Genomic DNA, 13,284 nt, shown 5'->3' with positions numbered 1-13,284 from the left:
GACCTTGAGATATTTAACGAGATGTTCCAGGAGCAAAAGCAAGAATCGGAATTAACAGAAGACTTTCTAGCGATGCTTATGTAGGGAGGAGGCGAAACCTTGTCAACAAATCTAGGAAACTTAGTTACTACAGCAAGCCTTAATATTGATCCTTTTCAGCAGTCGTCAAGAGTTCTAGAGACTCAAATGCGATCGATCAACAGTGTGATGAAGGCTCAAGAAACGGCGCTGAAGTCACAAGGTACAGCTTGGGACAATAACGCAACAAAAGTAACTAATCAAAAGGCACAATACAATTTAACGGGTAAAGCCATTGAAAATTACACGGCTCAACTAGCTAAACAACGTGAAAAATACGATGGTTTGACTGAAAGTATTGGTGATGTCAATAACGCAACTTCTGATCAAAAGACACAGCTTTTAAGTGCTGAGGCAGCTGTTAACAAGACCGTAGCAGAAATTGAAAGGTTAACTAACCAACATAACGAGTTAGGCAAGCAGATTGCTATTGGCGAATCAAATTGGACAAAAAGTGGCGAAGCCATGGAAAAGTTTGGTGGCAAGGTAAGCTCCGTTGGTGATGGCATGTCTTCCTTTGGCAAGAAGTATTCAATGGGGGTTACAGCACCAATTATGGCAGGGGCTGGTTTAGTCACTAAAGCTGCTATGGACTGGGAAACAGATTTTGCTAGTGTCATGAAAACTAATGATGAAGTGGTTGATTCAAACGGAAAAGTTATTTATTCCTACGATGAGTTAGAATCTGGACTGCGCGGATTAACAAGTACATACCACTCAAGTCATTCCAAAATAGCCGGTGTTGCTGAAGCAGCTGGTCAGTTAGGCATTGAAACACAAAATGTAGTTGATTTTACTGAAACGATGATCATGTTGGGAGAGACTACAGTTTTTAGTGCGGAAGATGCTTCGTTTGCCTTAGCGCGTTTAGCAAATATTACTGGTATGCCACAAACCGAGTTTAGAAATCTCGGGTCATCATTGGTTGAGCTCGGAAATAACTTTGCTGCAACCGAAGCCGAGATAGGTAACATGGCAATGAATCTAGCTGCAGCTGGGACTCAAGTAGGAATGACTGAAGGTGAAATATTAGGTTTTGCAGCAGCTCTTTCGTCAGTTGGTATTGAGGCTCAAGCGGGTGGTACTGCTTTTTCTAAAGTAATGATTGAGATGCAGTTAGCCACTGAAACGGGTATCGGTGCATTCGATGAGTTAAAAGCTCATGCAGAAGATCAAGGAGTTTCTTGGGAACAATTAACGTTAGCTGTTCGTAACGGAGGCAAGGAGTTAACGGATGTTTCTGGAAAAATGGGCTTCACGTCAGCTGAGCTCAGAAAAATGTATAAAGAGGCTGATAATTCGAAGACAAGTTTAGAAGAATTTGCGGATGTTGCGGGTATGACAAGCGAACAGTTTGCCAATCTATTTAAAGAAAACCCAGCTGAGGCTATCATGGAATTTGTTGTCGGGTTATCAAAAGCTGAGGAACAAGGAAGCTCGACAATAAAGGTCCTTGATGACATGGGAATCAGTGAAGTTCGTTTACGTGACGCTTTGTTACGTGGGGCGAATGCATCGGATCTATTTTCTGATTCTATTCGATTGGGAAATCAAGCGTATGATGAAGGAACCGCTTTGGCGGATGAGTATGCGATTAGACAAGAGACGGTCGCACATAAATTAGGTGTAGTTAAAAACCAAGTACGGGATGTGGCGATTGACATGGGTGGACCATTCTTGGATGCGTTTGAGAATGCGATTGCTGCTTCTCAACCATTAATTGAAAAACTTGCTGATTTGGCTAAAAAGTTTTCGGAGTTAAGCCCAGAAACACAAGAAACAATTGTTAAAACTCTCTTATACACTGCCGCAATTGGACCAGCTGTAACAGCTACTGGGTCCTTCTTAAGCACTATCGGCGGAGGGATTTCATCGGTAGCATCATTTGCGAAAAAAATTGGCGAAATATCTGGCACGCTAAAGCATAAAGCTAAAGCGACGGCAGATGCCGGTAGCAAAACTGTCGAATATGCTACTCAAGTAGCTGGAGCAACTGATAAATCAAATTGGTTCACTACCTCTATTTTAGGCGCAAAAAGCGGAACTGGACTGTTTGCAAAAGGCTTAGGTTTGTTAACCTCTCCTCTAGGTTTGACAGTGGCAGCGTTAGGTTTGGGAGCAATTGCTTACCAAACTTGGGGCAAGGAAGCTATCGAATCATCCCGCAGAACACGCGAATGGGGCACAGATGTGGGAGCCGTTACACATGAGACATTATCATCTGTCAAAAACGATACTGAAGCAGCTGCTGGACAATTTGGAATGATGGCGCAAGGCTTTGAAACTGACTCGGTTAAAATGGTTGAAAGCGTTGAATCCATTGGACGTACTATTGAAGATTCTTTATCACGAAAAATTGAGGGGCTTAAAGGCCTGCTTGATGAGCTTCCGGAAGCTTTTGATGCAGCCATGAAAAGTATGCTAGAAGGCGAGATCGAGGCAGCAGAAAATGCGTTGGTAACGGTACAAGAAAATACTCAACGAATCAGCGAGATCAAAGCTAATGCAGCGAAACACGATCGTGATCTAAGTGTTGCAGAAAGTAAAATCATTCAAGATTTAGCTAGAGACACAACCCGAGCGTATGTGGAAACACTTGATGTATCGGCTGATGAGAAATCAAGAATTCTGGATGCAATGAACGCTGATGTAGAAAACGCAACAAAAGAACAATCCAAAGCATGGCTACAGGCTTTAGGGGAACAGCGTCGAGCTGCTGCAGAAAATTCAACCGAGTTAAGAAAAGATATGGAAAAGAACCTCGAAGCGCTTGGATATAACCTCGAAGGCGAGTTTGCACAGAAATTTTTAGGTGCATGGGATGATATTAACCAAACTACGGTTGATGGTTTTGACGCTCAAATGGCTGCAATTACTGCTAAGTATCCAGAACTGATCAATGAAGTTTCTTTAGCAAATGGACAATTAATAAATGCCACTAGTGAAGCTGGTCAAGCGATGATTGCTAATAATAAATCGATTATCGAAAATGCGGAAAACATGAGCCGTCAACTGGCTATTAATGCTACAAAAAACGCTGAAAAGCAAGCTTGGACAGCAAATGAGGCAAGTAAGCATCTGGGCAGTGCCGCTGCAACATGGAATAACCTGGTGTTCGATGAAAAGACCGGTGAGGTAAAGACAAATGCCAATGAGGTAATTATCGAGGCGACAAAAGACGCGCAAACATGGAATGACATGAAATTGTTGATCCATGAGGCGGATCTAGACTCCAACGCTAAAAAAATTATTGGTGAAGCGGCGCTTGCTAATGAGTGGTGGGATGGAATGGCTTGGGGAGATAAGGAAGCAATCCTTCAAGATGAGTTTTCTATAACGATGTATGAAGCTTTAGAATCAGCTGGTAATTGGGAGGGGATGTCCCTTGAAGCTAAAACAGCATTTCTTTATTCTAACACACCAGAAGTTATGGCGGAAACAATGCTCGATCTAGGCTTGTGGGAAGAATTTGAACCAGAAATTAAAGATTTGAAAGCCGAGAATTTTAATCTTCTAAGCAAGTTAAATGAATCGGAAGAAGCGTACAATAGATGGAAAGAAATTCCTGATGATACAAAAGAACTTTTGGGCGACAACTATGACTTTTTGGCAGTCCTTGCAACATCAGAGACAGCTTTGGGGCTATGGAATGAAATGCCGAGTAGCATAAAGGAAATCCTAGCAAACAATCAAGATTTGCTTGATAAAGTGATTGCCTCGGAAGCTTCTTTTAACGCATGGAATGCTCTGCCTACAGAAGTTAAGTTAATGCTAGGAAACAACGAGGATATCTTATCTAAGGTTCGCGATGGTACGATTTCAGTTGAAACATATAACAGAAATGTCTTGCCTCATCTAAAGACGCTGTTCGGCGAAAATTCCGATGTGCTAAATAAAGTAAGTAGCGCTTCCTCGTCAATAAACAACTACAATCGCAATGTTAATCCATCAACTAAAGTTGCTCAGGGTGAAGATAAGGCAAGCGGACCTTTCGGAAATGCTTTGAGCGCATGGCAGAGGTTCGCTGAGATACCTGCAACTACAACCCGTACTGTTAGAGCTGATTTTATCGGACCGACACTTCCGGGAAAGGCTACCGGCGATCCATATTTTCAAGGAGGGCCTGTTTGGCTTGGTGATGGAGGCAAAGCGGAACCATTTCTTACACCTCAAGGGGATTTTGGTATATCTCCTCCTGATTGGACACTTTATGATCTTCCTAGAGGGACAAAAATATGGCCATCAATCTCAAAAATGATGGAGACTTTGCCGCGGTATGAACATGGAACAAGTTTCGATGATACTGCATTGAGCAGAATCAATGATTGGACTACAAGTTCACGCACGGATAGGGTATCTACTACTAGTACAGAGAAAAATACTTCAGATCTAAAAAAAGTTGTTAAGTTGCTTGAGGTAATAGCTCGCAAAGAGCTTGTTATTTCAGAAAAAGACATAGCATCTGCAGCAGATAGAAACAACGCAATCACTTTGGAACGCTTATTTGCGAATAAAGGATTAGGGGGGATTTAGTGGGATCAGACGTTTTAATCATAAAAGGCGGTGCACAATATTCATTGAAAGAGTGTTGCCCTAGAATAAAATTTTCTGGTTTGAAGAGAGAAGCACCGGATCTCGAACAAACTTTTATACAATTTGAAGGAGTGGACGGAAGTCAGATTAGTAACGAGAGGTATAATGGCTTTTTTATAAGTACAGATTTTTTAATAAATGTTTCCTCATATCAAGATGCTTCTCTCTTCGTCTCAGAGTTTCAAAGTTTCCTAATTGACAAGCAGCTCATTTACTTAGTTAATCCAAATGAGCCGGGCAAGAGATATCGTGTGAGAATCGCGATTGATTATGAACAAGTCACAAGCCGATACGTTAATGGGACGATTTTGTTCTATTGCTATCGCGGGCATGCTGAGTCGATTAGCACAAGTCTAGACGATTTCTCATTAGAATCAACTTGGCAATTTTCGCAAGGTTTAGCATCTGAGGATTATAGCTATACGCACGATACTAGTAGATTTATAATTTTTAATGCGGGAGATTTCACAGTAGATCCTCGGGAGCATGATTTGCGAATCAAAGTTGAAGGTGAAAGCGATGGTCAGCTAAACATATTTAACCGTACTACAGGTGAACGGTTTATCTATCATCCTGAATTTAGCACAAGACGTGGTGATTGGATTGAATTAGATGGTGTATACCCGAAAAGAAACGGTGTCAATCGAGGCATCGATACGAATCATGCATTGATTAGGTTAGTACCTGGCATAAACGATATCGAACTTCAGAATATAAGCCGCGTGCGATCAGAGTGGGATTTCCGCTTTTTGTATAAGTAGGTGAAACCATGGCAGATTTAATTATACGAAATTATGAACAAACAGAAGAAGAGCTTCTTGTCGATTATGACAAGGGCTCTTTCTTCGAAAATTGGCAAGAAAGCGAAACGTGGGAACTTTCTTTAACAGTAAGGCTTAATGAGCAAAACAAAGTTTCATATGATCTTGTTACTTTTGAAAGTTCGATTATATACCAAGGTCAAGAATTTATTATAAAGCAACTGACAGATGGCGGAGAAGGAGCCTTTTTATTTAAGTCAGTAGTTGCAACACACGTTTACTACTCGATTGCCGAGGGATATCAATACAATACAGTGACCGGTCGCCGTACAATGCGACAACTACTTACTCACGTTTTTGCAGCGGGAAATCGCGGATTTACTTGGAGTTTAATAGATCCAAATAATGTTTTAGGTAGTCGAGACGTGGAAAACTTTGGAGATGACAGTTATCTAGGTCTAATCAATAAATTGTTGTCAGACTTTGGAGCAGTTGTAATCCCTGATAATAAACACCTCACGTTTTATCCTTCTGGGAATTACGGTCAAAAAACAGAGCAGCAAATACGTTATAAGCACAACACTGACGATGTGCGGTTTGATATTGACACGTTGAATTTACGAACGCAGATTAGAGGGGTTGGCGGAACAGATGATGACGACAGGGAATATTTTTCACCTATCACATACACGTCGCCCGAATCGGCAAAATGGGGGATCAGAATTCAACAGCCAGTGAGAGACGAGCGCTATCAGGTTGCTGCAAATATGCGGGAAAGATTAATTCGTGAATTACAAGACCAACCATCTATATCAGGTGTTGTAAATCTGAAGTGGGCTATTGAGATAGATAAAGGTGATTTTGTGCCATTTGTCTATGAACCGCTCAACATCAATACCTATATCCAAGTAGTTGGGTATAAAAAATATCCTGCATTGCCTAATAAGCCACCTGAGGTAGTGCTATCTAACACAAAAAAGACGATGACTAGCATACTTGCAAAATTAATACAAAGGAGGTTGATCTAGTGGGATTTTTTAAATTAGTAACGAATCGTATTGGCTTGGAATGGAAAAAAGCATTTAACCATAACGTTGATCAAACAGAGCGAGAGATAAACCGCCTCGATCAAAAAGATAAATACCTTGAAGCAAGATTTAGTAACACCGTGCTAAAATCAGGCGGCAACTCACCGAATGAGGTGATCGACGCACGTGTCAACTGGCGAGGGGAGACATTTTTAACACTACAAGAGCGATTAATCGCCGGAGAGGAATTGTCAGCACATGAAAGGCAAGAATTAGTATCTAAAATCGAGGATTTAAGCGATGGTTATGATCAGCTACTTGAGGTAATCCAGATGCTTTACGGTGGATCTGGCGGAACCCAAGTAATTTACGTCTCTAAAGATGGGAACGACACAACAGGCGACGGAACGGAGCGAAAGCCGTTCTTAACAGTTCAAGCAGCCGTCAACAGTTTACCGTTGCTATCGACCACGCGCTTTAATATACGGATTGGAAGCGGAGCATATCTTGAAGATGTTACCGTTCGAGGTTTTAAGGCAGATAATATTGAAATCGTAGCAGAGAATAACTCATCTGTCAGCGCACTAACCGGGAACTTAAGTTGCTTTATTCGATCGATCCAGTTCATTGATTGCAGTACGTATTGCCGTGTAAGAGGTATTCAATCTACGGATATCGCAAACTCGCCGGGCTACTTCATCCGATTTGACCGAGTGAGCTATGGTGCTATTGATAATTGTCGGGCAACGGCTTCGACACTTGCACACGATTCTTACAATACGTTTCACTTTAGCGGTTGCTCGGGTAATGTCTACACCTCGTGGGCCAGTCATCAACGTATGGTGATACGTGCCGAATTTACAGCAATGACTCGTCTGTCTGGAGATGTGGCGGGGAATAACAACACGGTTATATGTGGGGCACGTGGTGCTATTATTTTCCGAGACACCGCAGCGTCGATCACAGGAACTACAATGGAGCAAAGATCGTTAGGGGGGCAAGTATTCTCATGACAGAAAAATCAACTATTCCTCGTTTGTTTCCAGATACCTTTTCGATTGGTCAGGTGGAGCTCACCGGTCAATACACAGATCCAATCGTCAGAGGTCGATTGTTTATCAACGATCATCACGTGTCTTGGGGCGGCACCTTTAACAACGGATTCTTTACCTATTATGTTGGTCCGGATCGTATCAAGCGACATGACAAAGTTGAATTAGTCGGATACGACTCGGGCAATAACGAAATTGCACGTGTAGTTGTAACGATCAAAGTTGAGACAGATAATGCGTTATTCAAGAAAAATGAATCCTTGATCAGAATCCAAGCAGAACGTGTGGATCCAATCAGTACCAAGGTTGTATTTTTCTCCCATGATCGAGGGACTGCAAAGATGTATTTCAAGCTTGATAAAGATGGCGCACCACAGCCATTATCAAACGGCACCGTCGTTCCAATCTGCTTAGAAGGTGGATCAGAGACAAGCGACATGGGACGTTTCCGGCACGTATATCATGCGGTGATCGAGGATGCTGCAGAAGGACTTGTGTCGATTATCCTTAAAAATAATATCCTTGGCCACCAAGGACGAGTGGACGGAAGCATTTACATCAAGCCTCCAAACGATCAGCAACTAGATACAGCTGGTCGATTTCTTTTTCACATCGAACGAAGCCCAATCGACGACATGACCGAAAGCGTGTCTCAGTTTTATTACGAGGGATTCCACGAGATCTACGAGAAACTCGCGAATGCAAAGCAACAGGTCGAAGATGATTTGACTGAGATGCGTGCATCGGTAAAGGCGATGCTTGATGAAATCGAGGCAGAAGTCGATCGGTATAAAGAAGAGGCGGAAGCTAAATTTACAGCGATCAACAACAGCCTGACATCCTTAGCAGCAACGATCACGCAGTTAGAAAATCGGCTAACAACGGTTAGGAATGAAATTGAATCATTAGCCAATAGCCTTGAATACGGTGGACGGAATTATTTAAGTGATTCTGAATCACCTAAAATGATCAACTACCTTGGGTCAGTGATCACGTACGAAGAAAATCAGTCAGTAGAAGAATGGAGAACGAATAATGCGGTAAAACATACTGTTACAGGCGGGACCAATATCATCATGGGGATAGTGCGGGCCAATCGGTTGGTTTCTCCAAACGTGAGCTACATCCATAGTATCTATATTGAAAATACAGGCTCAACAAATGTTCGAGTTCAGAATAATTTAGGCGGAGTGATTATTGTATCGCCTGGGGAAAGAAAAAGAGTGGTTTTCCCCCCGAGGGTATCTGTTGCCGGAACAGCGGCTATGCAATTTGTGTTTAGTCGGGATCGTGTGGAGGATGATTGCGAGTTCATCCTTTGGAGAGCAATGATTGCACAAGGGAATGTTGTGGGTGATTGGGTACCAAATCCAGACGAGCTAGCAATGCAAAAAGATCTCACCTTAACACAACAAAAAGTCCAAACGCTGGAACAAAATACGATTCGTCTCACAAATCAGTTTCCTGACCCAGATTTCCAAAAGCGAGAACCACGTCCGTTTAACGAAGGAAACTTTGCAATGACATATGATGCAAACGGTGTTGTCTTGAATAATACAACTGCCACCAAAGGAAGAGTTTATTGGGCGACTCCACCACTTAGCCTAGCGATAGGAAGAACTTACAATGTAGCGATGTTCGTTAATACAGATGCAGCATCTTGGGGAAAAGAGGTTGAGGTCGGGACTGGCTCAGGAGAAAATTTGAAGTTTACCTTATCTAACAATTCTCCTGTATGGATCCAAGGAACGATCAAACTAACCTCTTTTGCAGGATTCTCGATTTGGCTTGAGCCGGCAACTGTTCTAAGAATCAGAGAACTGCATATCTACGAAGCCAACACAGACATCACGACAGCACGCATTGAGCGATTGGAAAAAGATAACTCATTGCCAGCAATAAGTCCTACTTTCGATCCGAGGTTTATTAGTTACAGTGCAGATAATGGTATCTGGCATTGTCAGGTAGAAAGAACAGGGAATATTGTGGCATTAAGCGGGGCTATTGCGAACACAGAAGCGATTGCAACTACCGGAACCGAGAAAATTCTCATGGCAAGGCTTCCCGTCGGGTACCGTCCAAAAAAGACAGTAAACAGGGTTGTGGCCGGATCGGGGACAGCAATTTTTAACATGGAGATCGATCCAACTGGCGAAATCTATATGGCTCGTTATCGAGGAGCTACAACCAGTTTTACCTACGCTGCAGTTCAGTTTGTAGGTGCATGGCTAAATGTTGGCACAACATTCTTAGGGGAGGATATCTGATGGCAATAGATACGGAACGATTTTTAACTGAGCTTAGACAGTCACATAAACAAGGTGCCTTTACGGAATATGTCCGAGAGTACTGGCATGAGGCCGTAAGTGAGTTAGAAGAGCACCAGCTGCGGATGGACGATGTGAATATGATGGTCGTCGATGCAAAAGATGACAGCGAATTTGAGGAAGTGGTCCATGATGTGATCGACGAATTAGAGGAGAACCACGAACTAGAAAACCCAATCGAAGAATTGAACTAGGTAGGTGATAGGATGGACGCACTAACAGTAACAGAATGGATCGCGATCGCTTCTTTAGCAGGCACTATAATCTTTGGTTTTACCAAGTATTATAGTGCTTTCGCAGATATGAGAAAGACACTTAAAGCATTAAACAAATCAATTGATGGTTTAAATGGTTCGCTTAAGGATATTCAAGACAAGCAATCAGAATTCGGAAAAGAGTTAGCAACCATAAAAGAGCAGATTAAAACGCTATTTAACATGATTGGAGGAAGGAAATGAGCATTACACAGTTTGTCATCGAAGAAGGGTTTGTGATGATCCTTGCATTATGGATCATCGGGTATTTTGTTAAGCATGCAGGGATCCTAAGAACCGAATGGATTCCTTTTTTATTGCTGGCAATTAGTTTAATGTTTACGCCAGTTTTATTAGGTGGCTACACGGCAGAACATATCGTGCAGGCAGTACTAGTGACAGGTGCTTCCGTACTTGGACATCAATTTGTGATCCAAGGGGATCATTTGATTCATAGCGATGATCCACCAGACTATGGCGATGGCCAATCAGAAACAGAAAACACAATATTTGAGAATCAAGATCAGTCGAAGGGCTGATCTTTTTCTATACGAAAAATTAGGAGGAAAGAAATATGAGAAACAAAGAGCAGTTTATCAAAGATTTTGAGGAAGTAGCAACACCAGAAATTGTGAAGGAAGTAGATCCAGTAGAAGATGCGGCACACACTATGCACCATACCGGCGGCACCATTTACCAATTAATTGCGCCTTTCACCAAAGAAAACAAACCCGTTTCATTTAAATTTGAGCTCAAACAACGTGAAAAGACAGATGATCCAACGGAGAAAATCGATGATTTTTATTATGTAGGGATGGAGGAATAAGAAATGACAAAATACAATAACTCAACCTCACATCGAGGGCATAATGCTCGAACGCCGGGGGCTGCCGGTAACGGATTAAGAGAGCATGAAGTTGCACAAACAATTCACGAAAAATTTATCAAAGTGACTAAGGCAGTTGACTGCACGGATGACGCTGGAACTACTGCGAATGCTAACCTAGTAAATATTGTTGCAAAAATGAATCGTGTAGGTATTAGCTTTCATGTCAGCCACCACTTGAATGCATTTAATGGCCAAGCGAATGGTTTTGAAGTTTGGTACTTTGCAGGAAACGAGACTGCTCGAAAACTAGCGCAAGCGATCTGCGATGAAGTTTGTAAGGTAACAGGATGGGTAAACCGAGGTGCGAAAGCTACCACGTCTCTTTACGTGATCCGAGCGTCTGTTGGTACCACTGTGCTGATCGAGTGGGGCTTCATTGATAGCAAACGGGATATGGATATTCTAAGCGGAAAAATGGATGATGCAGTCAATGCAGCCCTGAAAGCGATGGGCTATTCCGCTTCTAGCGGAGGATCAAACAATGGTGGTGGATCTACAGTAACAACACCAACACCGCAACCAACTCCTAGCCCTACGCCAACACCTTCACCAACCCAACCGACACAACTTGCAGTTGATGGATCGCTTGGACCGTTAACGGCGAGACGTTGGCAAGAAGTAACGAAGATGCAGATTCAAGACGGGCGTATCAGCCACCAATGGCGGCAAGCTCAGAATCAAAATGTTCATGCGGCTATTTTTGATACAACGCTGAAAGGATCAAACCTCATCCGGGATACGCAACGCCGGTTGGGAATCACACAAGACGGATTATGTGGTACCCAAACGATTACAGCTATGCAACGTGCTAAGGGGACTACCGCGGATGGATTTATCAGTGCTCCGCAAAGCCAGCTAGTCATGGCAATCCAGCGAGATCTGAATGCTGGTCGTTTGCCGTTTTAATAGAAAAAATCCCACCTTACATAAGTAGGGTGGGTATACATAGTCATTTTGATTGAAATGCAAACTGATGTTTGGTATTGTTGTCCTATAGTCCTCAATAGATTATATCTGCTTTGGAAGCTTGGAAAACGCTTGTTTTTCAGGCTTCCTTTTGTTTTAATTGAATTAGCAGATATTAGATATAAGAAATGAGGAATTGCATTGGAAAATTTGAATGAACTCAGTCAGAGCATCTACAATAATTTGCCAAGATTAAAAACTAACTCAGACTATTGGCTTGTAAGGACAGAATCTGGTTTGTATTATGACGATTTCAACAATAGTAGTTTTATCGCTATAGGATGGAATGGCGTAGATGAAGAAAGATTAAAAAAAGCAGGAACTGATCCAACACAATTAAGAACTGTAGTTGAATCATTATATCCAGATGATAAACAGCCCGGGAGAACAGCTAATCAACTTTTAAGCTTTCAAAAAGACATTAAAGTTGGTGATTTAGTATTAATACCAAATGAAGGTTCAGAGAGATATATGCTGGGAGAGGTGACTAGTGAACTATATTTCGAAAAAGAAGAAAATATCAGTACATTACCTGGTCAGTGTCCCTTCATTAAGAGAAGGAAAGTAAAGTGGATAAAATCATTTTATAAAAAAGATGCAGATAGTAAAATCCTCAAATTATCATATCGGCAACAAACTGTAAATGACATTAACGAGTATAAAGCATTTATTAATAGAGCGTTATACGGAGCGTATGTTGATGGTGAAGGGTTAATTCATCTTACATATGACATAAATATAGAAGATAATATAAATATGTCCGATCTGAGTAGTTTTTTATACCATTACACTCAAATGTACGAATTATTAGCAGGGGATAGAAATATTGATATAAAAATAAATGCTCAGTCAAAAGGAAAATCAGAAATTATTACTAGGACAGTTGCTGGTATAGGAATTGGTTTACTAATTTTTGGTGTAGCGACATTACCTTATGGAGGAGAAGTCAAAATTGGCGGAGGAGTATTACCTGAGATATCGGTAAAAAGCAACGGAGTCTTGCCTCAAAAAGAAAAAATAAAAAATGATCAGAAAGAATTGGAATTAAAGGAAGAAAGTATAAAAAGGGAAAATACTGCGATGGATTTAGAAAATATTGAAAAAGCATTGAAGATAGCTGAAGAACTTGACGTTCCTATCGAAAGTTTGAACTTGGGCTTACCAGATGAACTCATTGATGCCATTAATTCAGTCAAAGAAAAAGAGACCACAAACGTTGAAGTTAGTGATCGCTAAAATATATTTATCCGAATAAAAAAAACACATAACAAAGTAGATATAAGACATGATAATGAATAAATTTTTGATAGAGAAATTCTTTTTTTTAATAAAGGTT

Annotated in this window: 11 protein-coding genes; all 11 read left to right on the top strand. The window is 41.4% G+C overall.

The window, feature by feature from the left end; all coding sequences use genetic code 11:
• Positions 1–99: 99 nt before the first annotated feature.
• The 11 genes from IGK85_RS13465 to IGK85_RS13415 all read left to right on the top strand — a co-directional run bounded on the left by IGK85_RS13465 (position 100) and on the right by IGK85_RS13415 (position 13,184).
• Positions 100–4,611 (top strand): phage tail tape measure protein, encoded by a 4,512-nt coding sequence (locus IGK85_RS13465; protein WP_429972273.1) that lies wholly within the window; start codon positions 100–102, stop codon positions 4,609–4,611.
• Positions 4,611–5,432, top strand: coding sequence for a phage tail domain-containing protein (locus IGK85_RS13460; protein WP_429972272.1), 822 nt, complete (start codon positions 4,611–4,613; stop codon positions 5,430–5,432). The genes IGK85_RS13465 and IGK85_RS13460 overlap by 1 nt, the downstream gene beginning before the upstream one ends.
• 8 nt (positions 5,433–5,440) lie before the next feature.
• Positions 5,441–6,460 carry a phage tail protein gene (locus IGK85_RS13455; RefSeq protein ID WP_429972270.1) on the top strand — a complete coding sequence of 340 codons (1,020 nt, stop codon included), beginning with the start codon at positions 5,441–5,443 and terminating at the stop codon, positions 6,458–6,460.
• Positions 6,460–7,473, top strand: coding sequence for a hypothetical protein (locus tag IGK85_RS13450; protein WP_429972268.1), 1,014 nt, complete (start codon positions 6,460–6,462; stop codon positions 7,471–7,473). The genes IGK85_RS13455 and IGK85_RS13450 overlap by 1 nt, the downstream gene beginning before the upstream one ends.
• A complete protein-coding gene (locus tag IGK85_RS13445) occupies positions 7,470–9,779 on the top strand; it encodes an immunoglobulin-like domain-containing protein (protein WP_429972267.1) in 2,310 nt (769 codons plus the stop codon). The genes IGK85_RS13450 and IGK85_RS13445 overlap by 4 nt, the downstream gene beginning before the upstream one ends.
• The gene (locus IGK85_RS13440; protein WP_325844142.1) at positions 9,779–10,033 is read left to right on the top strand and encodes a hypothetical protein; all 255 of its coding nucleotides are present in this window, start codon (positions 9,779–9,781) and stop codon (positions 10,031–10,033) included. Before IGK85_RS13445 ends, IGK85_RS13440 begins: the two co-directional genes overlap by 1 nt.
• A 12-nt stretch (positions 10,034–10,045) precedes the next feature.
• Entirely contained in the window at positions 10,046–10,297 is a 252-nt protein-coding gene (locus tag IGK85_RS13435) for a hypothetical protein (RefSeq protein WP_008380481.1), read from the top strand.
• Positions 10,294–10,632 (top strand): phage holin family protein, encoded by a 339-nt coding sequence (locus IGK85_RS13430; RefSeq protein ID WP_429972266.1) that lies wholly within the window; start codon positions 10,294–10,296, stop codon positions 10,630–10,632. Before IGK85_RS13435 ends, IGK85_RS13430 begins: the two co-directional genes overlap by 4 nt.
• A gap of 35 nt (positions 10,633–10,667) precedes the next feature.
• Positions 10,668–10,919 (top strand): DUF5960 family protein, encoded by a 252-nt coding sequence (locus tag IGK85_RS13425; protein WP_429972265.1) that lies wholly within the window; start codon positions 10,668–10,670, stop codon positions 10,917–10,919.
• Positions 10,920–10,922: 3 nt separating this feature from the next.
• On the top strand, positions 10,923–11,888 hold the full coding sequence (locus IGK85_RS13420) for an N-acetylmuramoyl-L-alanine amidase (RefSeq protein ID WP_429972264.1): 966 nt from the start codon (positions 10,923–10,925) through the stop codon (positions 11,886–11,888).
• 201 nt (positions 11,889–12,089) lie between these two features.
• Positions 12,090–13,184, top strand: a complete 1,095-nt coding sequence (locus IGK85_RS13415; protein WP_207490582.1) for a hypothetical protein — start codon at positions 12,090–12,092, stop codon at positions 13,182–13,184.
• Positions 13,185–13,284 lie beyond the last annotated feature (100 nt).

Source organism: Enterococcus sp. AZ015 (assembly GCF_050499225.1).
GTDB classification, from domain to species: Bacteria; Bacillota; Bacilli; order Lactobacillales; family Enterococcaceae; genus Enterococcus_D; species Enterococcus_D entomosocium.
This window is presented reverse-complemented; position numbering and strand designations above follow the sequence as displayed.